The 22,247-nt window shown below is 62.5% G+C and carries 20 protein-coding genes; 8 read left to right on the top strand and 12 right to left on the bottom strand.

What is annotated here, in order from left to right; all coding sequences use genetic code 11:
• Nucleotides 1–110 precede the first annotated feature (110 nt).
• Nucleotides 111–1,952 carry a hypothetical protein gene (locus C8K44_RS28160; protein WP_158282724.1) on the bottom strand — a complete coding sequence of 614 codons (1,842 nt, stop codon included), beginning with the start codon at nt 1,950–1,952 and terminating at the stop codon, nt 111–113.
• 740 nt (nt 1,953–2,692) lie between these two features.
• Between C8K44_RS28160 and C8K44_RS09415 the strand changes: the two genes are divergently transcribed.
• The 3 genes from C8K44_RS09415 (at nt 2,693) to C8K44_RS27490 (ending at nt 5,123) form a co-directional block, all read left to right on the top strand.
• Nucleotides 2,693–3,493 (top strand): response regulator transcription factor, encoded by an 801-nt coding sequence (locus tag C8K44_RS09415; protein WP_109575521.1) that lies wholly within the window; start codon nt 2,693–2,695, stop codon nt 3,491–3,493.
• Between the two features lie 7 nt (nt 3,494–3,500).
• Nucleotides 3,501–3,983 carry a hypothetical protein gene (locus C8K44_RS09410; RefSeq protein ID WP_109575520.1) on the top strand — a complete coding sequence of 161 codons (483 nt, stop codon included), beginning with the start codon at nt 3,501–3,503 and terminating at the stop codon, nt 3,981–3,983.
• Nucleotides 3,984–4,523: 540 nt separating this feature from the next.
• Entirely contained in the window at nt 4,524–5,123 is a 600-nt protein-coding gene (locus C8K44_RS27490; protein ID WP_158282723.1) for a hypothetical protein, read from the top strand.
• Here C8K44_RS27490 and C8K44_RS09400 read toward each other — a convergent pair.
• Entirely contained in the window at nt 5,105–6,691 is a 1,587-nt protein-coding gene (locus tag C8K44_RS09400; RefSeq protein WP_109575519.1) for an ABC transporter substrate-binding protein, read from the bottom strand. The two genes, C8K44_RS27490 and C8K44_RS09400, sit on opposite strands and share 19 nt — an antisense overlap.
• 289 nt (nt 6,692–6,980) lie before the next feature.
• Between C8K44_RS09400 and C8K44_RS09395 the strand changes: the two genes are divergently transcribed.
• From C8K44_RS09395 to C8K44_RS09380, 4 genes are all read left to right on the top strand, one after another.
• Nucleotides 6,981–7,904 carry a sulfurtransferase gene (locus C8K44_RS09395; protein WP_109575518.1) on the top strand — a complete coding sequence of 308 codons (924 nt, stop codon included), beginning with the start codon at nt 6,981–6,983 and terminating at the stop codon, nt 7,902–7,904.
• Nucleotides 7,905–8,008: 104 nt separating this feature from the next.
• Nucleotides 8,009–9,223, top strand: a complete 1,215-nt coding sequence (locus tag C8K44_RS09390) for a YeeE/YedE family protein (protein ID WP_109575517.1) — start codon at nt 8,009–8,011, stop codon at nt 9,221–9,223.
• Between the two features lie 121 nt (nt 9,224–9,344).
• The gene (locus C8K44_RS09385; RefSeq protein WP_146203922.1) at nt 9,345–9,611 is read left to right on the top strand and encodes a hypothetical protein; all 267 of its coding nucleotides are present in this window, start codon (nt 9,345–9,347) and stop codon (nt 9,609–9,611) included.
• 10 nt (nt 9,612–9,621) lie between these two features.
• A complete protein-coding gene (locus tag C8K44_RS09380) occupies nt 9,622–10,230 on the top strand; it encodes a hypothetical protein (RefSeq protein WP_109575515.1) in 609 nt (202 codons plus the stop codon).
• A gap of 6 nt (nt 10,231–10,236) precedes the next feature.
• On the opposite strand, the gene C8K44_RS09375 is transcribed toward C8K44_RS09380, so the two are convergent.
• The 3 genes from C8K44_RS09375 to C8K44_RS09365 form a co-directional block, all read right to left on the bottom strand.
• On the bottom strand, nt 10,237–11,340 hold the full coding sequence (locus tag C8K44_RS09375; RefSeq protein ID WP_109575514.1) for a serine hydrolase domain-containing protein: 1,104 nt from the start codon (nt 11,338–11,340) through the stop codon (nt 10,237–10,239).
• Nucleotides 11,341–11,368: 28 nt separating this feature from the next.
• Nucleotides 11,369–12,967 carry an ABC transporter substrate-binding protein gene (locus tag C8K44_RS09370; protein ID WP_199227060.1) on the bottom strand — a complete coding sequence of 533 codons (1,599 nt, stop codon included), beginning with the start codon at nt 12,965–12,967 and terminating at the stop codon, nt 11,369–11,371.
• 74 nt (nt 12,968–13,041) lie between these two features.
• Nucleotides 13,042–14,199 carry an FAD-binding oxidoreductase gene (locus C8K44_RS09365; protein WP_245417431.1) on the bottom strand — a complete coding sequence of 386 codons (1,158 nt, stop codon included), beginning with the start codon at nt 14,197–14,199 and terminating at the stop codon, nt 13,042–13,044.
• 115 nt (nt 14,200–14,314) lie between these two features.
• Here C8K44_RS09365 and C8K44_RS09360 point away from each other — a divergent pair, with 115 nt between their 5' ends.
• Entirely contained in the window at nt 14,315–14,938 is a 624-nt protein-coding gene (locus C8K44_RS09360; RefSeq protein WP_109575696.1) for an XRE family transcriptional regulator, read from the top strand.
• 4 nt (nt 14,939–14,942) lie between these two features.
• Here C8K44_RS09360 and C8K44_RS09355 read toward each other — a convergent pair whose 3' ends face one another.
• The 7 genes from C8K44_RS09355 to C8K44_RS09325 form a co-directional block, all read right to left on the bottom strand.
• Nucleotides 14,943–16,079, bottom strand: a complete 1,137-nt coding sequence (locus C8K44_RS09355) for an alpha-D-ribose 1-methylphosphonate 5-triphosphate diphosphatase (RefSeq protein WP_109575512.1) — start codon at nt 16,077–16,079, stop codon at nt 14,943–14,945.
• Nucleotide 16,080: 1 nt separating this feature from the next.
• The gene (locus C8K44_RS09350; RefSeq protein ID WP_109575511.1) at nt 16,081–16,788 is read right to left on the bottom strand and encodes a DUF1045 domain-containing protein; all 708 of its coding nucleotides are present in this window, start codon (nt 16,786–16,788) and stop codon (nt 16,081–16,083) included.
• Nucleotides 16,789–16,890: 102 nt separating this feature from the next.
• Nucleotides 16,891–18,276, bottom strand: coding sequence for a phosphonate ABC transporter, permease protein PhnE (phnE, locus tag C8K44_RS09345; RefSeq protein ID WP_109575510.1), 1,386 nt, complete (start codon nt 18,274–18,276; stop codon nt 16,891–16,893).
• A gap of 3 nt (nt 18,277–18,279) precedes the next feature.
• Nucleotides 18,280–19,230: a phosphonate ABC transporter, permease protein PhnE gene (gene phnE, locus C8K44_RS09340; RefSeq protein ID WP_109575509.1), complete on the bottom strand. Its 951-nt coding sequence runs from the start codon at nt 19,228–19,230 to the stop codon at nt 18,280–18,282.
• A 174-nt stretch (nt 19,231–19,404) separates the two neighbouring features.
• A complete protein-coding gene (phnD, locus tag C8K44_RS09335) occupies nt 19,405–20,316 on the bottom strand; it encodes a phosphonate ABC transporter substrate-binding protein (protein WP_109575508.1) in 912 nt (303 codons plus the stop codon).
• 92 nt (nt 20,317–20,408) lie between these two features.
• Nucleotides 20,409–21,251 carry a phosphonate ABC transporter ATP-binding protein gene (phnC, locus tag C8K44_RS09330; RefSeq protein ID WP_109575507.1) on the bottom strand — a complete coding sequence of 281 codons (843 nt, stop codon included), beginning with the start codon at nt 21,249–21,251 and terminating at the stop codon, nt 20,409–20,411.
• A 161-nt stretch (nt 21,252–21,412) separates the two neighbouring features.
• Entirely contained in the window at nt 21,413–22,192 is a 780-nt protein-coding gene (locus tag C8K44_RS09325; RefSeq protein ID WP_245417430.1) for a hypothetical protein, read from the bottom strand.
• Nucleotides 22,193–22,247: the final 55 nt, after the last annotated feature.

The raw sequence follows: 22,247 nt of genomic DNA, 5'->3' as shown, positions 1-22,247 counted from the left end.
AGGCGCGGTGAGGCCGTTAGAGGGGCCCCACCGGCCGGGAAGGACTGCGCGGGGACGCCGCGCAGTCCAGTTGGCTTGACCTCGTGTCGACGAGGCCGAGGGGGGTGCCTCTACAGTGTGCTGTGGTCGGTGCCGTCTTCACCTGCCAGCGTGTGATGATAATCGCCACCCACCACAGTCATGTCGACCGTGTTGCCTTGCAGGTTTGCGCCCATCACGATCTGCTGGTTGAAGGCACTGGTGTCGATCGTGGCGTCGGAATGTGCCGTGCTCGTGCCGGTGACATAACCGTCGTCGCCATTGTTCGAACCCCACATGCCGCCGTCGCCGCCTGCGCCGCCAGCGCCGCCCATGGCCAGGCCACCTGCGCCGCCGAAGCCGCCGGCTCCGCCCATTGCCAGGCCGCCCACGGCGCCGCCGCCGGTACCGTCAGCCCACGCGCCGCTCAAGGCATGTCCACCGTCGCCGCCCCATGCTCCGGCCAGTCCGCCGTAGCTCGCGCCGCCAGTTGCATCGCCATTGGTCGCTGCGCCGCCGGTGCCATCGCCGCCGCCGCCGCCGCCGCCGCCGTTACCAGCGCCAGAGCCCGTGCCGGAGCCCGTGCCGGAGCCGGAGCCGGTGCCGGTGCCCGCGCCGCCAGTCGCATCGACCGCGCCGCCAAGTGCATTGGCTGCGCCACTGGCCGCATCAGCTGCGCCAGATGCTGCATCGGATGATCCAGTCCCGCCGCCGCCGCCGCCGTTGCCGGCATTGCCGGTGTCGCCGGAATCGCCGCCATCACCATTGGCGTCGCCGCCTGCGCCGAAATTGAGAATCGGCAGGATTGGCACGAACGCATCGATGCCGTCGCCCGCATCGCCACTAGCGTTGCCAGCGTCTGAATCGCCGCTATCGCCACCGGACGAGCCGTTTCCGCCGTCGCCGGATTGCCCATCGGCATCACCGCTGTCGGCCTTGGCATCGCCGGTTTCGGACTTGGTGTCGCTGTCGGCCGAGCCGTCGCCGCCGAGGCCGGCGCCCAGTCCAACACCCAAGCCGAGGCCGAGGCCGAGGCCCACGCCCGTGCCGTCGCCACCGCGACCGCCATCGCCGCCGTCGCCCTTGCCGCCTTCGGCATCGTTCTTGCCGTCGCCGCCAGTGCTGTCGCCGCCGTCAGCCTTGGTGTCGCCCTTGGCGTCGCCGCCAAGTGCTGCGCTCAAAGCGTTGCCACCGGTGCCGTCGCCGCCATCGGCCTTGCCACCATGGGCATCGCCGCCATTACCGCCATCACCAGCTTCGGACTTGGCGTCGCCGCCACTGCCGCCGCCACCACCGGTGCTAATGCCATCGCCAGAAGAAGCGAAACCGCCCTTGGCGTCGAGGTCCAGGGTGAATGGGGCATTGTTAGAGACGGTCGCGTTGTCGAGCTTGTCGTTGTCCTCCATATTGGCGACTTGGTTGATGAACTGAACGTTGTTGTTGCCGTCGCCGGTCAACGAATCATTCAGGACGTCCTTGAAGCTTATGTCGTCGCCTGGATCATAGGTGATATTGCCGTCCTTGGTGAACATCAGGTCATTGATGTCGCCACCATTGGTGTTGATGTCCGCGAAGGGATCGCTGAGGCCCTCGGCCTTCAGATCGACCTTCACGTCAACATTGACGTCAACTTTGGTCTCATTCTTATTTTCGTTTACATTCTTGTTTTCAGATTCATTCTTGTTTTCGTTCTCGGATTTGTTCTCGTTTTCGTTCTTGTTTTCACTCTCGTTCTTATTCTCGTTCTCAGACTTATTTTCGTTTTCGTTCTTGTTATCGGAGTCGTTCTTGTTTTCGTTCTCGTTCTTGTTGTCGGAATCGTTGTTGTTTTCGTTGTTGTTTTCGTTCGTGTTCTCGGTGTTGCCAGGGTCGTACTCATGCCCTGGGAATTGCATGCCAAACGCGTTCATACCGTTCGTGTTGCGATCAGACATCGTCTTGTCCTCGGTTGGGACCGCGATAGCTGGACCGTCTTCATCTTTCACACGGTCTTGGGCTCACGCGGACGCTTAGCCAATTTTCATTTGCTTGGATTGTTTGGATCATCACGCCCAGGGGACTGGTGGCTGAAGATCCCGCATCGTGTCTGGATGGTTGACTACCTCCCTTGCTGCGTATGGCTGGCAGCGTGGGATGACGTTCGGATTCTTCACAATTTCGTGAACATCATGCGCCTGAGAACGGTCACGGATGTCCAATGCTGAAGCCCCGGATGCGCCACGCCATACTGACGAAACCGGCAAAGTCTCTCGCTGCGGCTTGAAAATTGTAAGCTAACAGTTCGCGCTAGGCTGTTTGGCGGATGGTGCCGAGCATTGGTGGCGATGATCTAGATATACCAGCGCTGGCTGCGGGTGAAATATTAGAGAGACAACATGTAGATGGAAATCAGAAGCATTTGCGAATGCGAGTGGCGTGCGGAAAATCTTTCGCGAGGCCGGGTTGGGCGGCACCAATAGCTCGTAGGATGGTGCCGGGCGAAAGCGCCCAGTTCGAGAGCGCTAGCTCGAACGTGGAGGTAAAACTCCCCCAAGAGGACTAAGTTGCTGCTCTCCATAGCCCGTCTTGCTTATACCGAACCGTTGGCGGCAGGTGTATGGTTACGGAATAGGCAACCCCATGATGCGGCTAGTGGGGAATATCGCAAGTTTGCGAGTATTGGGCGGGAGACCTCATGTATCGAGTGGCAAATCCCAGCGCGCGCCGCGCTCTCGGAGCAGATGGCTCCGCGCAGAAAGCCTGCAAGACATTGCTGATCGTTGCTCCCGACGACTTCGTCTCGGAAAGCCTGGTCTTTGCGATGGAGCGGGAATTCCCATGGGTCGTAGTTGCCCAGGTGCCGACTTTGACGGAGGCCTGCGGGCGGCTCAACTGGCCGGTGGCGCTGATCCTGCTCGAAGCGGGGCAGTTGCCGGCGGTTGCCGGACATTCCGAGCAGCTTCAGCAGATGCACCCGGGAGCCCAGATCATGCTCATCCAGGAGGACGGGCAGCAGCAAGTCTCGGTCCGCGATGTGGTCTCGGTGCGAAACGTGCGCGGCGTTCTGCCAATGAATCTCAAGCTCGACGTCTGGCTTTCCGTGGTCAGGCTGGTTCTGCGTGGCGGGGAGTATTTCCCCCTGTCGCTGTTCGAGCCAATCATGGGGCAAAAGTGGGGAGCGGTTGCGACCGAGCTCAGCGAGCCGGTCAAGACAAGCATTCTGCAGGAAGGCGATACCGACGATTTCGACGAGCTGACCGATCGCGAACTGCAGATTTTGGGCATGGTAGCACGGGGCCTGCAAAACAAGCTCATCGCCGCTGCCCTTGGGCTCTCGGAGCATACCGTCAAGATCCACCTGCACAACATCATCACAAAGCTTGGTGCACACAATCGCACCGAAGCCGCCGCTATATTTCACCGGCGACGGGAGGCGGTCAGCGAACGTAGCGTGAGCACCCCGGCCGCCCGTCCGGCCCAAATGCCGTTGGCATGAGACGGAAATGCCCCGCTTCCAGGATGTCCTGCTCACCGTCGGCCAGCTCAATTACACCTGGACCAACACGGAGAGCCTTCTCATCTATCTGATTGCCGGCCTGGCCAAGGTCGACAAGGAAACCGCGATCATCATCTTCCTGACGCTGAACACGACGCGCGCCAGGCTCGACCTCGTCGAGCGGTTGGCCAAGATGGCCAAGACGCCCCAGTCCTGCCGGGACTCGGTGCTGTCGGTGGCTGATCAACTGACGCATCAGGGCAAGCTGCGCAACAAATACAGTCACTGCATCTACTCGTTCGACGAGACCGGCACGCGCGCCAGCACCCAGCTCATGCGCATCTTCGACAGCAAGGATGCGGTGCGCTACGGCAAGAACGAGGAACTCGACGACAACGAGATGCATAGGATCGGAGCCTCGATCGAAGCCATCAGGGACATCAATCGGGAAATCTGGAAAATCGTTGAGGAAAACGGGTTTCCACATTGAGCGCGCGACGCGCTTCGATAAGCGTCTCACCGGCTGGATGGGATCGTGATCGGCGGGCAAGATGTTGCCGCCCTCCCACAATGGGTGACTGAAGATACCGCGTATGAGGTACGCGCGAATCACCCTCTTGCGGGTAACTACTAACCGATTTGAAAAGCGTGTATGGTTAGCGAAATGTTTCCAATCGTGGGAACATGTCCATAGCGTCAGTTTGGGGACGGACGCATTTTTTCCCTCAGGAGGAAGAAATGACGACGTACCCAACCCGCGTAAGCGGGATCAGAGCGATTCTGCTCGTATCTTCGACATTTGCGGCCATCGGCTTGAGCGCCCCGGCGTCGGCCCAAAACAACATCCGCCCACGGATGACGGCCGCACAATGTCAGCCTCTCAGTCAAGGTAACTACGAGCTTTGCTGCATTGCGATCAACCGCCGCAGCATCCTGTCGTCCGAGCAGTTGGCGCAATGTCCGCCGATAACCACCTCGTTGATCTCATCGGTGCTGGCTGGCAGCGACCACAATGGCGGCAATGGGCGCAATGGTAGCGATCGCAATGCTAGCGCTGGCCGATCTGGCGGTTCCGGTGGCACCGCTAGTGCTGGGGGCACCACTGGTGGCTCCAGCGGTGGTGCTGGCGGCGGCTCCACTGGAGGTGGTGGCAGCGTCGGAGGCACTTCGGCTGGCGGTGGGGGTGGCGGCTCCGGTGGCGGCAATGGTGGCGACGGCGGCGGCACCGGCGGTGGTGGTGGCGGCAGCTCCGGCGGCGGCAATGGCGGTAATGGAGGCGGTGCCGGTGGCGGCACCGGCGGCGGCGGCGGCAGCAACTCCGGCGGCGGCAATGGCGGCGATGGAGGTGGCACCGGTGGGGGCACCGGCGGTGGTGGAGGCAGCAACTCCAGTGGCGGCAATGGCGGCAACGGCGGCGGCACTGGCGGCGGCTCTGGTGGATCAGGCGGTGGCGCTGGTGGCGGCTCTGGTGGAGCAGGCGGTGGTTCTGGCGGCGGTGCCGGTGGAGCAGGCGGCTAGTCTTCGTCGCGATAAGTTGGGTGGGGGCGAAGGAGCCGGGTGGCATCCAGATTGGTTGCCGCCCGGTGAGCGTTGGAACGGTTGCTTTCCGGGTTATTTCGAAATCGCCTGATACCGGTCATCGGAGAAGGTCGTGCCCATGACGAGGCCCCTGATGCGGGCGCTGACGCCGACCTTGCGGACTTCCTGAAACATCAAGATGAACGGGGAGGTGTCGGTATGCACCTTCTGGATCGCTTCATACATAGCCTTGCGCTTGCCTGTGTCCTGTTCGCGCACGGCCGCCATGGCATACGGCGACAGCTTGCCCGCGTTCCAGCCGAACCGGTCGGCAAGGCTGTCCGAGCCGTCAGGCGCATCCTGCTTGTTGACGGCGAAGGCCTTGGCGTTGGAGTGCGGGTCGGGATAATCCGGTCCCCATAGGCCGAGCCATATATCGAGGTCGTGGTTGCGGTAGCGGTCGAGCCATTCCCGGCCGTCGACGATCTGCAGATTGAGGTGCACATCCGCCTGCGCCATGGACGCCTGGATCGCCTTGGCGAAATCTGTAAAGGGCAAGGTGTCCCACACCACCATGTCGAGCGAGAACTCTCCGGTCACGCCGCCTTCGGCCAGCAATGCCTTGGCCTTTTCGACGTCGAAGGTGAATGGCTTGTAGGCGATGGCGCCAAGAAAGCCGCTGGGCACGAGCGTCTGGTGCACTTCCATGGTGCCGCGCGATATCGTGTCGACGATGCCCTGGTAGTCGACCAGGTATTTCATCGCTTCGACCACCTTGGGATTGGCCAGGTACTGGTTCCGGACGTTCAGCCCCATGTAGTAGATGCTGCCAGACCGGGCGTTGACGATGCTCAGTTTCGGGTTGGTGGCGATGCCGTCGAAATCGTTAGGCCCCAGCCTATTGGCGATGTCGACTTCACCAGCCTCGAGTAACCTGCGCTGCTCCGCGCTTTCGGCGACATGGCGGATCAATATGCTGTCGATCTTGGGTGCCGTTCCCCAGTAGTTTTCGTTACGCTTCAGCAGGATCGACTCTTTGGCCCGCCATTTGACGAGCTGAAATGGCCCGGAGCCTGCCGAATTGTCCGATTTCAGCCAGCTATTGCCATAGTCGCCTTCGGCTTCGTGCGCCTTGACGATCTTGCTGTCGACGATGGCGCCGATATAGGACGACAGGCAGTAAAACAGGAAGCTTGGCGCGTAGGTGTCGGCGATCTCGATGACCAGGGTCTGGTCGTCGAGAGCTCTTATACGGTCGTCGACATTGTCCGGCGAAAAGCCGAACTGGCCGATGATGAAGGCCGAGCGCGATTTCAGGTGAACCACCCGCCTGAGCGAGAATTCGGCGTCCCACGCGGTCACACGATTGCCTGAGGCAAAGCGGGCTTTGGGGTTCATCTTGAAGGTGAAGGTCTTGCCGTCGGGTGAAATCGTCCAGCTCTCGGCGAGCACCCCGATGATCCTGGTGGGATCGTTGACGTCGAAGCTGACCAGCGACTGGTAGATCTGGCTGCTGGTGAGCACGCCGCCGACCTCGCCAACCTGGCCCGGGTCGAGCGTCATTACATCGTCGATGGCATCGGCAACGACGAGGGTGTCTGTCGGCGTATCGGCGAAAGCGACGGAGACGGCGAAAACCGCGCCGAACATCGCTGCGGCCATCGCCTTGAGCACACGCATGCCTTTGTCCCCTCATGAGCCTTTTTTGCTGCGGCCCAAATCATCGGCACTGCGGCTTCGATAAGAAAATCGTCGCAAAGGGCCGGTTTGTGAAGTGGTTATATTCTTTATTCTGAATGTGGGTGTCGCGCCTCAAGCGGGGAATGATGTTCCACAGGATTGACGGTTCTGTGTATTTCATTTCGCATGCGGCGCCAAATTAGGGCTGACTTGCCGTGTCCGCCGATCTTGGTCGGATTATATATGTGGGCAATGCCTGTCATTAGAATCTTTTTCCTGGAGTTGTCCGATGCGTTTTTCTCTGTTTGCCGCAGCAATTACTGCCGGCCTTGCCTTGGCAACGGGCGCCCAGGCTGAGCGCCTGACCGACCAGCCGCTGGTCGACGCCGCTTGGCTGAAGTCCAATCTCGGCAACAAGAGCCTTGTGGTTCTCGACGTTCGCGACGCCGCCAAGGATGGAAACAACCCGTATGCGAAGGGGCATGTGCCAGGCGCGGTCAGTGCGCCCTATTCGACCGCTGGCTGGCGTGCCGAGGTGAACGGCGTGCCTGGAATGCTGCCGCCTGTCGACCAGATCGCAAAGACCATCGGTGCATTCGGCGTCAGCAATGACAGCCATGTCGTGATCGTACCGAATGGCACCGACTCATCCGAGTTTGGCGCCGCGACACGAGTCTATTGGACGTTCAAGGTTCTCGGCCATGACGCCGTGTCGATCCTCAACGGCGGCGAGCGCGCTTGGGAAGCGGCTGGCGGCGAGATTTCGACCGAAGCCGCCAAGCCCTTGGCAGCTGTTTTCAACAGTAAGCTCAAGACCGAACTGCTGGCGACCACTGCGGACGTTGAAAAGGCGCGCGCCGAGGGCACCAAGCTCATTGATGGCCGTCCGGCAGCGCAGTTCCGCGGAGAGGCCAAGAGCCCGGTTGTTCGTGCTCCTGGCACCATTCCGGGCGCCGCCAATCTCGAAAACACCAAGCTTTACGACGCCGACAAGGCATCCTTCGCCTCCAAGGACGCCGTGGCAGCCCTCTCCAAGGGCGTGGGTCTTGGCACTGACGAGAAGAACATCGCCTTCTGCAACACGGGTCACTGGGCATCGGTGGTCTGGTTCGGCCTGAGCGAGGTCGAAGGCAACAAGAACACCAAGATGTATGATGGTTCGATGGCCGAGTGGGCCGCCGATCCGGCACGTCCGGTACAGCCCGGTTCCTGATCGCCAACGCGCGCGAGTCCGGCATAAAGATGTCCAGGAGCGATCCTGGACATCTTTCGTTGAACGGGCGATGTCTCTTCACAGCCAAACACGACTGAATTGAAATGACTCAGACTACCGCAATCGTCCCGGCGCCTGCCGCGCCGGTAAATCTCGACAAGGGCCCCGTCATCTTCGTGGTGCTGGCGCTTTTGCTTGGAGCGCTTGCCATAGGCGATGCGATCAGCCCTCGCCAGGCGCTATTGTTCGTCATTGGCGGCCTGTTGGGCCTGACGCTCTACCACGCATCCTTCGGCTTCACGGGCGGCTGGCGGCGGTTCGTCGTCGAAAGGCGCGGCAACGCGATCCGTGCGCAGATGCTGATGATTGCGGCTGCTTCGGTGATCTTCATTCCGCTCCTGGCGCTGGGCAGCGCCAATGGCCAGGCACTGGTCGGTGCCTTCGCGCCGGTCGGTATGTCGGTGCTCGTGGGTGCTGCGATGTTCGGCCTGGGCATGCAACTTGGCGGCGGCTGCGGTTCGGGCACATTGTTCACCGTCGGTGGTGGCAGTTCGCGCATGGTGGTAACACTCGTTTTCTTCATCTTGGGCGCCGTCATAGGCACGGCACATCTGCCATGGTGGCTGGCGATGCCATCACTGCCCGAGATCAGCCTGGGCAAGACGCTCGGCGTGCCGGGTGGAGTCATCGTCACGCTCGTGGCGCTGGGGGCAGTTGCGGCCGCAACCGCGCTTGTCGAGCGCCGCGCCCATGGCGGTCTCGAGAAGGCGACGCCTTCGCCGCGCAAGGGGCTTTCCCGGCTGCTGCAGGGTCCTTGGCCGCTGGTCGGCGCGGGGCTCGCGCTGGCCGGGCTGAACATCGCCACGCTTCTGACCGCTGGCCATCCCTGGTCGGTAACCTTCGGTTTCGGCTTGTGGGGCGCCAAGGTTGCGCAGGCAGTCGGTGTGCCGGTCGAAACCTGGGCCTTCTGGAACTGGCCCGGACCGGCAAAGGCGCTCGGCTCCAGCGTGCTCGCCGATGTTACCTCGGTGATGAATTTCGGCATCATCCTGGGTGCAGCACTGGCCGCAGGCCTCGCCGGCAAGTTCGCGCCCAAGGTCAAGGTGCCGTTCGCCTCGTTCGTGGCTGCCGCTATCGGCGGTGTCTTGATGGGCTACGGCGCGCGGCTGTCCTTCGGCTGCAATGTGGGCGCGCTGTTTTCTGGTATCGCCTCGGGCAGCGTGCATGGCTGGCTGTGGTTTGCCTCGGCATTCCTTGGCAGTCTCGGTGGGGTCGCGTTGCGTCCATTGTTCGGCCTCGATGGGTTCAAGACGAAATGAGCACGCGTAACACACTTCTCTTCGGTACGGCCTTCCTTGCCGCCACATCGGCTGTTGCTGTCGATCATTATCGCTTTGCTGCCCCTGATCCCGTGCCTGCCGCCAGCGCACCGGCTACGCCTTGTTCTGCCGCGCCATGTGCGGCCGCGTCACCGTGCTCGGCAGCGTCGCCATGCGCCGCTTCGGCACCTTGTGCGGCTGCGTCTCCATGCTCGGCAGCGTCCGCACCCTGCGCGGCGATGGCACCCTGCGCAGCCGCTTCGCCTTGTTCGGCAGCGCCCGCGCCATGTGCAGCCATGGCGCCATGTGCGGCGGCATCGCCGTGCGCTGCGGCGCCCGCCGCTTCGCCTTGCGCGGCCCAGCCGCAATAGCGCAAGCTGTTCGCTAGGAGACCCGAGATGGACGAGGCAAAGGCACAAGCGGCGCGCCAGGCGCTGTTTTGCGAGCAGGTGCTGGCGAAATCTGGCAGCAACGTGCTGCTGGAAACGCTGCGCGAGGCCAAGTCCGTCGCCGTATGGGAGCATTTCCCTCCCGGCGATGTGTTCGATCCCGAGATGGGTGCGCAGTGGTACTACCACAGCCACCCCGCAGCCGAAGGCCAGGTCGAGCACGGTCATTTCCATTGCTTCGTTCGACCTGAGGGGGCGAACGGGCCGATCCACCATCTCGTCGCCGTAGGTGTCGATGCATATGGCCGGCTCACGCGCCTGTTCACTGTCAACCAGTGGGTTGTCGGTGACGACTGGTTGGAGGCAGAGGCCACGATAACGCTGTTGCCGCGCTTCGACCTCCATTTCGCCAGGCCGTCCTATCTGGTCAATCGCTGGCTGAGTGCCGTGCTCGGTCTCTATTCGCAGGAGATCGAGGCCCTGATCCGAGAGCGAGACCGGGTGCTCGCCGCGCATCGGTCTGGAAGTGGCGCTCCAGCGCGCGACGACCGCGCGCTGGAGGTGACGTCCGAACTTGGCGTTGACCTTCGCCAGATGGCCGCCCGCCTCGGCGTCTGATGTCCGTTATCCCCGCAGGATAATTCGCATCGCCTGGTCGACCACCGGGTGCAGGCCACTGGCGTAGAACGAGAGGCGGTTGCCCGCGCCGGCATTGCTGGTCATGGCGATCGTCAGGCCCGACTTCGGCTCATGTTGCATGACGGTGACGTAGCCCGGAATGCTGCCCTGATGGCCGAAAGCCATGCGGTCGGCATAGCTGCTCATGAACAGGCCGGCACCGGTTTCACGCATGCGGGTTCCCGGGAAGCTCACCGCGATGCGGGATTCACTCATCTCGCGAAACAGCGGGGCGGGCAACAGGCGGCCGGAAAACAGCGCCCGCATGAAGTTCACCATGTCGGTCGGCGTCGACACCATGTCGCCGCAGCCATAAGCGCCCGCGAAGGGGAAACAATCCGAGGAATCCTGCAATTCGTCGGAGTAAGGCAGTACGCCCTCCATGCGCCACATCTCGCGGCCCTCGGCGAGGCTCGTCGCTGCATCGCGCGCGGGTTTCGGGCGGTGGTAATAGCCACGCACCATGCGCTCCTCGGGGAAGTTCTCGGTCGCCGGCGACCAGGTGTCATTGAGGCCAAGCGGTTCAAGTACCTTGCGGCGGACATATTCGCCAAGCGTAACACCTGAAGCGGACTCGATCAGCATGCCGGCAAGCACGTAGCCGGTGTTGTTGTAGACCGCAGGCCCCCCGGGTGCCGTCTGACCGCCGACGCTGAAGGCGAGGTCGACAAGCTGGGTCGGCGTCCAGGACCGGGTCGGGTCCATGGGAATGTCGTATTCGAATTCGGGCAAGCCGCCGCGATGGTTGATCAGCTGGCGCACCGAAACCTCATGCGAGCGGGGCAGGTCGGGAAACCATGCCGAGATCGGGCCGCCGAGATCGACCTTGCCTTCTTCGGCAAGCTTCATCACGGCGGCGGCGACAAAGGTCTTGGTGCAGCTGCCGATCTTGAACAGCTGGTCAGGAGCAACGGCAATGTCGCGAGTTCGGTCGGACAGGCCGGCGGTGGCAGCGACCGTTTCACCATCGCCAAGCGCGAAGGCCAACGAGGCACCTACCGCGCCATCGGCACGGTAGGTTTCAAGCAGACGGTTCAGGTCTTCGAGCATGACTGTCTGCTCCTTGGTAAGTGCTGGACTATTCGGCGATGTCGACGGCGGCGAAATTCTGCCGGCCGAACGGATCCATCACATAGTTGAGCACGCTCTTTCGCACCGGGATCGAGACGACGGAGTGGGCGATAGGAGCCTCCGGCACCTCGGCCTTCAGGATGGCCTGGGCCTTGCGGTAGATTTCGGCGCGTTTCTCCGGATCGGCGGTGAGACGACCGGCCTCGAGCAACTTGTCGAAATCCTCGTTGCACCAGCGCGAGCGGTTCGAACCACCCTTCACGCCGTCGCAGGCAAACGAAAAGGCCAGCATGTTGTCGGGGTCGCCATTGTCGCTCGATCCGCCGAGCAGATAGGCGTCGTGCTCGCCCTTGCCAGTGCGGGTGAGATATTCACCCCATTCGAAGGTGACGATCTCCGACTTGACACCGACGGCTGCCCAGTCGGCCTGGATCATCTCGGCCATGCGGCGGGCATTTGGGTTGTAGGGGCGCGACACCGGCATCGCCCAAAGCTTGATGTTGGTGCCTGCATCCAGGCCCGCTTCCGCAAGCAGCTTCTTGGCGCCTTCGGGGTCGTAGTCGATGGCCGCGTCGGCCACCGCGCCAAGCTGCATCGGCGGTACGACGCTGCCGGCGAGGCTGCCCGCGCCCTGGTAGACGGCCTCGACGATCGCCTGGCGGTTGATCGCCTTGGCAAGTGCAGTGCGCACGCGCACGTCGCCCAGCGGCTTGTGTTCGGTGTTGAAGCCGACGGAGCCGATGTTCTGGCCCGGCTGGCTCAGGATGTCGACGTCAGGATTATCCTTCAGTTCCGCAAGCGCGGCAGCCGGGGGCGGCGCGGCGACCTGGCATTCATTCGCCTTGACGCGGGTGACGCGGACGACCGGCTCCGGCGTGATGGCGAAGATCAGCGTGTCGATCTTCGGCGCACCGTTCCAGTAGTCCTTGTTGGCGGCGTAGCGGATCTGCGCGTCCTGCTGATAGGCCTGCAGCACGAAAGGTCCGGTGCCGACCGGCTTCTGGTCGATCAGTTCGGGCGTACCGGCGGCGACCATCTTTTCGGTCTGCTCGAGCGAGAGGATGGAGAGATAGTCGAGTGCTACGCCGGCGAGGAAGGTGACGTTCGGCGCCGTCAGCGTGAAGCGCACGGTGTAGTCGTTGACCTTCTCGATCTTCTCGATCATCTGGCCCATTCCGAGGCCATAGAAGTACTCGTAGGAGGCATTCGCCAGCTTGTGATAGGGGTTGGTGGTGTCGCGCTGGCGCTCAAAGGTGTAGAGCACGTCGTCGGCGTTGAAGTCGCGGGAAGGCGTGAACGTTTCGTTGGAGTGGAACTTGACGCCCTTGCGGAGATGGAACGTGTAGACCTTGCCGTCTTCGGAGACGTCCCATTTCTCTGCGAGCGCAGGTCCGACTTCCGTGGTTCCCGGCTTGAATTCGACGAGGCGGTTGAAGATCGTCTTGGCGGCCGCATCCATGGTGGAGTCGGCGGCCGTCAGCATCGGGTTGAAGGTCTCGGGGCTGGCCTCCGAGCAGTAAATCAGCGTCTTGGCGTAGGCCTGGCCGCCAAACAGCATTGTCGAGGCTACAAGCGCTGTGCGCAAAATCCCGCCTGATGATGTCATTCCAATCGCTCCCTTGCTTGATGATGCTGCCGCGCGGTTCTCCTCCCACGCACCAACATTCCTTTGGATTGAGTCTAGGTGCTCGCGGCGTTCTCGGCGCGTGCTTCTTCGAGAAAACGGTCAGGCGCCAGCGCGCCAAAGGTCAGGCCCAGTTCGGCGAGGTCATCCGGCATCGGCTCGCCGCGCATCATCGCCGAGCCCAGGCGGGCGAGCGTCAGCGAAACCTGGAAGCCGTAGCCACCCTGGCCGCCGAGCCAGAAGAAGCCGGGCAGGCGCGGATCGAAGCCCGCGACCGGCGTGCGGTCGGGCGAAAAGGTGCGCAGGCCGGCCCATGGGGTCGAGGGACGGCCAACATTGAGGCCCGTCGCTTCCTCGATGTTGTAGGCGGCGGTGGCAATGTCGATGTCTTCGGGATAGGCGTCGCAAGGAGCCGAGTCTGTCTCGTCGGCGAGCGAGCCGATCAGGCGGCTGGCGTCCGGCTTGAAGTAGAAACGCTCGTGCAGGTCGACGACCAGGGGCCAGTTGCGAACGTCGAGGCCGGCGGGCGGGTCGAACAGGAAGGCGGTGCGCCGCTTGGGTGCGAAGCCGAGGCCGACAAGGCCGGCGCGTTCGGCGATGACGTCGACCCAGGCGCCGGCGGCGTTGACGACGATGTCCGCATGATAGGCGCCTGACGTGGTCGCGACACTGTAGCCGTTAGCGACGCGCGAAATTTCCAGGACTTCCGCACCGGTGACGATGCTGCCGCCAGCGGCCTTGAGCGCAGATGCCTGGGCCTGGACCATCTTGCCGGTGTCGATGTCGACCGCGCCGGGCTCGTAGACCGCGCCGCAGGTCCGATCCGCCGAGATGGCTGGAACCATGGCCGCCACTTCGTCCGGCGACAGGCGCCGTACGCTGGGCACCAGGGCCTTTTGTTCCTCGGCCAGATGGTCGATGGCGTCGGTGTCATCAGGACCGCCGAAATGCAGGGCGCCCCTGACGTGCTCGACAAAGCCGCCGTCAATGATGGCCTGCCGGCTCGCCACCGAAAGCGCGCGCACGGTCGCGTTGCCATAGGTCTCGGAAAACAGCGCGGCGGAGCGTCCGCTGGCGTGATAGCCGAGCTGGGTTTCGCGTTCGATCACCGTGACCTGAGCCCATTGCTGGACGGTGGCTGCAAGCGAGAGGCCGGCAATGCCTCCACCAATGACAATGACATTTTGGGTGCGGGAACTGGAATGCATGGTCATTGGTAAAATCATTTTCGAATGCAGTCAATAATTAGCGCATAGGAAAATTATTGACGAATCTTGCGATGCGGAAAGAGTTGGAATAGCTACTGAATCATGGGGGATGGAGATAGCCATGTCGGAACAACCGAATCTGGGCGACTGCCTGCGAAACCTCAGAAGGCAGCACGGCTGGACGCTGCAGGATGTCAGCCATCTGACCGGTGTCGCCGTTTCGACGCTGTCGAAGGTTGAAAACGACCAGATGTCGCTGACCTACGACAAGCTGCTGCAGATCTGCGGCGGGCTCGGTATCCATGTCACCGAGTTGTTGAGCGGCGATTCAAAGCAGCCTTCGGCCCGCACCCGACGTTCGGTCACGACGAAGACGACGACGCTTCGCCAGCTGACGCGGAACTATGACTACTATTATCTCGCCACCGATCTGGTGCGAAAGCGCATGGTGCCGATCATCGCAGGCGCCCGGGCGCGAACTCTGGAGCAGTTCGGCCCGCTGACCCAGCACGCCGGCGAGGAGTTCCTGTTCGTGCTGAAGGGCGAGATCGAGGTCCACACCGAGCAATATGCGCCGGTGCGCCTCAAGCAGGGCGAGAGCGTTTACATCGATTCCACTATGGGCCACGCCTACCTGTCGGTAGGCGAGGGCGACGCCGAAATGCTGTGCATTTGTTCCGGCGACGAACCCGACATGGAACAGACCCTCATCGGCCTCAACGACGAAGAGAAGGTCGAGGCCTGAGCGATCAGGCCACGCGGTTGCCTTCGCGCCAGACGGTGCGAACGACGGGTACATGCTCGTCGACCCGCACGCGCACCAGGTCGGCACGGCGTCCGGCTTCGATAACGCCACGGTCGGTCAGGCCGACGGCATCGGCCGGGTTCTTCGACACCATGGCGACAGCCTGCGGCAGCGAAATGCCGTCAACGACTTCGCCAAGGAAGAACGCCGACTGGATCAGGCTGAAGGGGATGTAGTCCGATGACAGGATGTCGAGCAGGCCATGCTCGGCTAGCGCGCGTGCGGACACGTTGCCCGAATGAGAGGCGCCGCGCATGACGTTGGGCGCGCCCATCAACACGCCAAGGCCTGCACCCTTGGAGGCGTTTGCCGCTTCCAGCGTGGTGGGGAATTCAGCAACACGGATGCCTTGGGCGATCGCCTCGTCGACATGGGCTGTCGTGGCATCGTCATGGCTCGCCAAAACGATGCCACGCGCATGGCAGGCCGCGGAAATGACATCGCGGTTCGCCCGGGAGTTACGGGCCGAGTCGCCCATGCGCTTGTCGCAGAAGACCCGGAACTCGACGTCGTTCAGCTTGAGCTTGCGCTGGTAGTAGTAGGCATAGGTCTCGAGGTCGACGAACTGGCGCTGGCCCGGCGCGTGGTCCATGAGCGAGGCGAGCTTGACGCGCTCGTCGCCGTCGAAGAAGGCGAAGCCTTGCTGGCAATCACCGGCTGAGACTTCACAACGCAGGTGGATGAAGTGATCGGCACGGACGCGGTCCGCGCGTACGCTGTCTTCGATGGCGTCGGCCAGCTTGCGCATGTCGTCGGCGCCCATTTCCGCGTCCTCGTCCATGCCGACGCGCAGCGCGTCGAACACGGTGGTGATTCCGGCGGTCGCGACCTGTGCGTCATGCGCAAGTACGGCGGCGATCGGGTTCCAGCGCACGCGCGGGCGCGGCGCATAGTGACCTTCGAGGTGGTCGGTGTGGAGTTCGACCAGGCCAGGAATGACGAAGTCGCCGCCCATGTCTTCGCCGACAGAGCTTGAGCCGGTCGAGATTTCGGCGATCTTACCGTCGCGCACCACGATCGAACCATCGATTACGGTATCGGCCAGAACGATGCGGGCGTTTTTCAAAACAAGATCGGTCATCTCAGGCGGTCTTTCTTTCAGCTTGATTGCCCAGCGCTCGATAGGCGCGCACCTCGAATGGCGCACCGGTGGTGGGCTCGACGAATAGCGCGAGGCCGTCAACCGGCACCGGCTTGTCGAGCACATTGCCCAGGCATTCCTCGATCGCGGCGCGCACGCGCGGTGCTTCCTCGGCTGCCACGCGGCCGGTCAGCGTCATGTGGAAACGGAAGGTGTCGAAGACGTAGGGATAGCCCCAGCGGCTGAGGTTGGCGTGTTCCTGCGGCGACAGGGCCTCGGGGTTGCGTCTGGCGATCTCGGCGTCGCTCAACGGTGCACGGAACGGCTCGAAGGCTTTGACCACATCGCCGGCGAAGCGGTCGAGCGTCGGCAGAGGGGCGGCGGGAACGAGTGCGAAGAAACCGTCGATCTGGGCGAGCTTCAGGCGCGGGATTTCGAACGGCGCTGCGTCGTTGGCAAAAGCGGCAACGGCATCGATCAACAACGTCTCGGAAGTGCCGTCGGCGAGGCGGAACGGCGCCTTGAGCGTGGCGTGAAAGCCGTAGCGACGCGCCGATGCCGTATGAAACGCGACTTCCGCCGCCGACAGGTCCCCGAAAGCTCTGGCGCGGGTCACGGCACCGCCAAACGCGTCGCGCCCGAGCCAGCCAGTAGCGATGCGACAGAGGTGGTCGTCATGGTCGGGCGTGAAATAAATGGCGTAGCGCATGGCGCGAATTCCCCGAGGCGATTGCCCGATAAACGATTTGCGTGACAGTTTGACGAAGTAGTGGCCGACTTCTCAAGATTTGCAATGGCCGGCCACAGATGTTCAGTGGCTGGCCTTCCCACCGATCAGGCGCTGGCGCAATGCGGTGGAGATATTGTCGAAGACGAACACCACGATCAGGATGAGCAGCACCATGTAGGCGACGTTCTCCCAGTCGGAGTTGGTGCGCATCGCTTCCCATAGCTTGAGGCCGATGCCGCCGGCGCCGACTGCGCCGATGATGGTGGCCGACCGTGTGTTCGATTCCCAGAAATAGAGCGATTGGCTGATCAGCACCGGCAGTACCTGCGGCACCACACCGTAGCGCTGGACGGACGCTGGCGAGGCGCCAACCGAGCGCATGCCCTCGCGTTGCTTGTCGTCGATGTTTTCCAGGGCTTCCGAGTAAAGCTTGCCGAATGTGCCGGTGTCGGTGAAGAAAATCGCCGATATGCCCGCGATGGGGCCGGGGCCGAAGGCGCGGGTGAAAAACAGCGCCCAGATCAGCATGTCGACCGAGCGCAGGAAGTCGAAGAAGCGCTTGGTGACCTGGTTGACGAGACGGTTCTGGGTGATGTTGCGCGCCGCCAGGAAGGCGAGCGGAAAGGCGAGCACACTGGCAAACAGCGTTCCGACGAAGGCCATGACGATGGTCTGCATGAGCTTCAGCCAGACATCGCCATGCTGCCACTCCGAGTTGTTGACGATATTGTCCCACGCAAGTGCGGCGTTCGACATTTTGGGGTCGAGGCGTTGGTCGGACGTCATCAGCGAGACGACCTCGCTTGTCGACATGCCCCAGAAAGGCGAGTTGGCGTCGAAGAAGAAGTTCTCCCAGCCGAAGAAGCGGTGGCGGATCTTGACGTCTTCCTCGTCGATCTGGAGGCCGCCGGCAAAACCGAAATCGGCAAGGATCTTTTCGCCCGGGGCCTTTTGCGTTGCCCAGATGGGCAGCGCACCGGCGACCGAGATGCTCTGGCGCGGCACGATGGTCACGTCGAGGGTCTGGCCGCCGTGGCTGACAACGACGCGCTGGGCAGCGATGTCGATTTGTGTGGTGCCGCCGATATAGGCGACGACGCGGTCGGCCGGTGCCTTGTTGCCGGCGATCGTCGCACCGGCCGGCTGCGTGATGTCGAGCCAGTCGGGGTGGCGGTCGGGGCGGTAGGATGAAAAGCGCGGATAGCTGACCTCGAGATGTCCATCCTTGAAAGCGACTTGCGGGCGTATCTCATAGCTCACCCAGTCGGCGAGATATGTTCCTGCGATGCCCCAGTTGCCCCCGGCCATCACGGCGCCGACAGCGAAGAACCACCAGGCGAAGGCGAGATAGGCGACAAAGCCCGCGCCCACGGCCCATCCGGTCAGGCGTTTGCGCCATGAGCTTGCGAAAACGTCGGGATGGCGCTCCGAGATCGCCTGAATATCGGTGAGGGAAAGCGTGGTCATGTCTTAGTCCCCGCGGCCGAAGGCAAATGCCTGCTCGCCGACCAGTTTCTTGCGCAGCCAGGCCGACAGCTGGTCGACGGCAACGATGGTGCAAAACAACAACAGGATGATGGCCAGCGTCTTGGCTTCGTGGTTGCGGCTGATGGACAGCCGCAGGGCTTCGCCTATGCCGCCGCCGCCAACCGCGCCGATGATGGTCGAGGCGCGGACATTGATTTCGAGCCGCAGCAGCGCATAGCTCAGGAAGTTGGGCATGACCTGCGGCACGATGCCGAACCAGACACGCTCGGGCCAGTTGCCGCCGACAGCGCGCAGGCCCTCGTCGGCCTTCATGTCGGCATTCTCGACGACCTCGAAGAACAACTTGCCGAGAGCGCCGATGGTGTGCAGCGACACCGCGATGATCGCCGGAATAGGACCCATCGACAGGATGGCTAGGAAGAAGCCGGCGATGACGATTTCAGGGAAGGCGCGCAGGATTTCGAGGAAGCGGCGCACGAAAAAGCGCAGCCAGCGCTGCGTTACCAGATTGGACGCGGCAAGGAAGCAAAGCACGAAGCCGAAGGCGAATCCGATGATCGTGGAGACCAGCGCAATGTTGATCGTTTCCAGCATCTTGTAGACATATTCGGGCATGTAGAAGGCACCAAACAGGTGGACACGGCCCTCGGGGTAGTCGAATTTCAGGCTGCCGTCGGCATAGGGCGAGGGCAGGTCGAAGAGCGCGCGGCCGATCTCATAGGGATCGCGCGGCATCAGCTGGTCGGTGAAGTCGAAGAAATGCGGCAGGCGGTCGAAGAACTTGCCGGCATTGATTTCATTGGCGAACCAGAGCGACCCCGACAAGGCGACAAACAACAGGATCAGGCCGCCTATGGTGTGCAGGCGGCGGCGGCCGGCGAGTTCGCGCCAGTGGCGCTCGACAGTCAGGCCGGCTTCCGAGAGCATAGTCATGAATTTTCCGTTCGGTCCCGGATCGCGTCGGCTCAAAAATCGGAGTCGATTCTCGAAAGCGCGATGCGCAGGTTCAATGAGCTGGAGCGTCCTTTGTGCATCCATTCGGACGCGCAGCGCTCTAAGAAAGACGCGCCGCGATGGGGTTCGCGGCGCGTCGATGTTGCCCGAGGCTTAGCTGCCGATCTGTGCCTTGCGGGCGTCGATGACAGGCTGGTAGAATTCCGGGGTGACTTCGGTGAAGCCCGTGAAGTCGCCGCCCTGGATGGCCGAGAAGCAGGCCGGATCGGTCTGCGGCAGCTTCATCATGTAGTCCTTGAACTTGGACTTGATGTCGGCGTCGAGCGAGGTGCGGACGACGATCGGGCCGTTCGGGATCAGCGGCGACTTCCAGATTTCGACCAGGTCGTCCATGTCGAGGATGCCCTTGTCGACCATCTTCTTGAGGTTGCCCGAGGTGTAGCCGTCCTTGAACTCGCCGACGCCCGAGCCGAAGGTCGTGCCGGCGTCGAAGGTGCCCTTGAGGACTTCAAGCACGAGGTTTTCATGGCCGCCGCCGAAACCGGTCTCGGCGAAGTAGTCCTTCACCGCGGTGCCGCCCAGCGACTTGGGCAGCGAGGTGACGGGGATCAGGTAGCCGGAGGTCGAGTCGGGATCGGCGAAGCCGAGCTTCTTGCCCTTGAGGTCTTCGAGCTTGGTGATGCCCGAATCCTTCTTGGCGACCATGATCGAATAGTAGCCGGTGGCGCCATCGGTCTGCACGGTGGTGAGGATAGGCTCGACCGCATCCTTGTTCTGCAGGTAGATCTTGGCGTAGCCGGACGCGCCGAGTTCTGCGTAATCGAGCGTGCCGCCGAGCAGACCCTGGATGGTGCCGTCATAGTCGGCTGCCGGGAACAGCGATACCTTCTCGACGCCGAGAACGGCGGGAAGCTGATCGGCCATGCACTGGAAATTGCGGAGGCGGTCGGCTTCGTTTTCGCCGCCGATCAGGCCAATGCGGAATTCCTTGAGGTCAGCTGCATGAGCCGAACCGATCGCCAGGACGGCGAGCGAAACGGCGCTCAGAAGTGCTTTCTTGAACATGACAAGTCTCCAGGTTGGCCCAGCACCTCGCTGGGTCATTGCAGTTGCTGATTGCGGGCCCTTGACGCGGGCGAGGCGAACGCGGACGGCGTTTAGAGCGAAGCGTATGCGGGCTCGAGAGGTGCCGCTGAAATCGTAGGCTTCGCCCTTGGCGGGCGGATGCTGGTGGAGGTAATAGCTTCCGAGATCTCAGCGCCATCGCTGTCGGCACCGTAGACCAAGCGCACGGCGTCGCGGTTGAGGTCTTCAGGCGCGCCGTCGAAGACGACCGAGCCGGCGGACATGCCGATGATGCGGTTGCAATAGGTCCGCGCCGTGTCGAGGGTGTGCAAATTGGTGATGACGGTGATGCCTTCGCGCAGGTTGATGTCGCGCAGCGCATCCATCACCACCTTGGCGTTCAGCGGATCGAGCGAGGCGATCGGCTCGTCGGCGAGGATCAGCTTCGGCTCCTGCATCAACGCCCGAGCAATGGCGACGCGCTGCTGCTGGCCACCCGAAAGGGTTCCAGCTGCCTGGAGTGCCGTGCGGGCGATGTCGAGGCGTTCGAGCGCCGCAATGGCCCGAATGCGTTCTTCGCGGGAAAAGATCGACAGCAGGTTGAGCGCGGTCGAGCGGTGGTTGAGACGGCCAAGGAGGACGTTGGTGAGAACGTCGAGGCGCGGTACCAGGTTGAACTGCTGGAAGATCATGGCGCAGTCGCGCTGCCAGCGGCGCAACTGCGTGCCGCGCAACGACGACACTTCGGTTCCGTCGAAGACGATCGAGCCCTGGCTCGGGTCGATCAGGCGATTGATGGTTTTCAGCAGGGTCGACTTGCCGGCACCGGAGCGGCCGATGATGCCGACCATCTGGCCTTGCTGGATCTGAAGATTGACACCGTTGACGGCTACGCTCTTGCCGAAGCGGCGCGTGACGTTGCGGATTTCGAGCATCGTGGCTTCCCTGTCCTGTCAGGGCTTTCCGCCCTTTTCAGGCATCGGCCTAGACCCGGGACATGAAGCTGAAATGTCGGGACCATGTCAGTTTTGTTACGATGCACATTTCCGCCGGCCGCAATTGGCCGTTTGTTACGCCAGAATGCGAATTTCCCCGTTCAGCTTGCCTCCGGTGGCGAGGCGATCTCTTTTTGCAGCCGCAGGTAAGCGCTTGGATTGAGCGTGCCCGGCTGGCTGTAGGGATTGGAGAACGCGTAGATCAAAAACAAGATGATGCCGGTATAGGCCCCGACGACCGACAGCAGCATGACAGTTCGACGCTCGGGGGCGTAGGGGTAGTAGCCGAATGCGACAAGGATCACGCCCGACAATGCGGCGAACCAGAACATCACGTTGATGCTATCGGGGCCATGATTGTCGCGCTTGACTCGAACTTCGGCGATCGCCTGCATTTGCCTGAGCATGTGATCGCGCAGGCTTGCCTGGCGCCCGGTTGCGGGAACGAGATCGAGCACTCCGCGATAGGCGACGTCCCACTGGTCCCACGCGGTCTGCGACAGCTCGCCGGTGGAACCTAGCTCCGCCCATTCCTGGTTGATGACCACGCGCAGATATTCAGCAAGCGCCTGCTGGATGGGGAGGCCCTGCTCGATGCCGTAGCGCTCCGCGTCATAAAAGACGTCCGCAATGGCATCCGCCTCGGTGGCGCTTTCGTATTTGAGCTGCTGATACTCGACCATTTCCTGGGCGAACACCAGTGCGAGGATCAATCCGTGCAACGCCGCAATGCGAACGACGATGGAAGATGCCAGTTCACGGTCCCTGCCTTCAGGGTCGCCGCCTGTGATGAAGCGCATGGCCAGGTACGACGCTATCGTCAGGAGGATCGTCCCGCCGATGAAGGCGGCGCCGAGAACCACGCCATATATCATCCGCATCTCCTCCCGGCGGTCCGTCGGGGAGCTGTTCGTCGTCGCCAGTTTATCGGCAATT

Source organism: Aminobacter sp. AP02 (assembly GCF_003148805.1).
Taxonomy (GTDB): Bacteria; Pseudomonadota; Alphaproteobacteria; order Rhizobiales; family Rhizobiaceae; genus Aminobacter.
The sequence above is the reverse complement of the archived record's forward strand: the minus strand, read 5'-3'. Positions and strand labels throughout refer to the sequence as shown.

Excerpts from the sequence above, each read along its gene's own strand:
- C8K44_RS28160 (WP_158282724.1), bottom strand. The coding sequence starts at position 1,952 with ATGTCTGATCGCAACACGAACGGTATGAACGCGTTTGGCATGCAATTC.
- C8K44_RS09415 (WP_109575521.1), top strand. The coding sequence starts at position 2,693 with ATGTATCGAGTGGCAAATCCCAGCGCGCGCCGCGCTCTCGGAGCAGAT.
- C8K44_RS09410 (WP_109575520.1), top strand. The coding sequence starts at position 3,501 with ATGCCCCGCTTCCAGGATGTCCTGCTCACCGTCGGCCAGCTCAATTAC.
- C8K44_RS27490 (WP_158282723.1), top strand. The coding sequence starts at position 4,524 with ATGGTAGCGATCGCAATGCTAGCGCTGGCCGATCTGGCGGTTCCGGTG.
- C8K44_RS09400 (WP_109575519.1), bottom strand. The coding sequence starts at position 6,691 with ATGCGTGTGCTCAAGGCGATGGCCGCAGCGATGTTCGGCGCGGTTTTC.
- C8K44_RS09395 (WP_109575518.1), top strand. The coding sequence starts at position 6,981 with ATGCGTTTTTCTCTGTTTGCCGCAGCAATTACTGCCGGCCTTGCCTTG.
- C8K44_RS09390 (WP_109575517.1), top strand. The coding sequence starts at position 8,009 with ATGACTCAGACTACCGCAATCGTCCCGGCGCCTGCCGCGCCGGTAAAT.
- C8K44_RS09380 (WP_109575515.1), top strand. The coding sequence starts at position 9,622 with ATGGACGAGGCAAAGGCACAAGCGGCGCGCCAGGCGCTGTTTTGCGAG.
- C8K44_RS09375 (WP_109575514.1), bottom strand. The coding sequence starts at position 11,340 with ATGCTCGAAGACCTGAACCGTCTGCTTGAAACCTACCGTGCCGATGGC.
- C8K44_RS09370 (WP_199227060.1), bottom strand. The coding sequence starts at position 12,967 with ATGACATCATCAGGCGGGATTTTGCGCACAGCGCTTGTAGCCTCGACA.
- C8K44_RS09365 (WP_245417431.1), bottom strand. The coding sequence starts at position 14,199 with ATGACCATGCATTCCAGTTCCCGCACCCAAAATGTCATTGTCATTGGT.
- C8K44_RS09360 (WP_109575696.1), top strand. The coding sequence starts at position 14,315 with ATGTCGGAACAACCGAATCTGGGCGACTGCCTGCGAAACCTCAGAAGG.
- C8K44_RS09355 (WP_109575512.1), bottom strand. The coding sequence starts at position 16,079 with ATGACCGATCTTGTTTTGAAAAACGCCCGCATCGTTCTGGCCGATACC.
- C8K44_RS09350 (WP_109575511.1), bottom strand. The coding sequence starts at position 16,788 with ATGCGCTACGCCATTTATTTCACGCCCGACCATGACGACCACCTCTGT.
- phnE (WP_109575510.1), bottom strand. The coding sequence starts at position 18,276 with ATGACCACGCTTTCCCTCACCGATATTCAGGCGATCTCGGAGCGCCAT.
- phnE (WP_109575509.1), bottom strand. The coding sequence starts at position 19,230 with ATGACTATGCTCTCGGAAGCCGGCCTGACTGTCGAGCGCCACTGGCGC.
- phnD (WP_109575508.1), bottom strand. The coding sequence starts at position 20,316 with ATGTTCAAGAAAGCACTTCTGAGCGCCGTTTCGCTCGCCGTCCTGGCG.
- phnC (WP_109575507.1), bottom strand. The coding sequence starts at position 21,251 with ATGCTCGAAATCCGCAACGTCACGCGCCGCTTCGGCAAGAGCGTAGCC.
- C8K44_RS09325 (WP_245417430.1), bottom strand. The coding sequence starts at position 22,192 with ATGCGGATGATATATGGCGTGGTTCTCGGCGCCGCCTTCATCGGCGGG.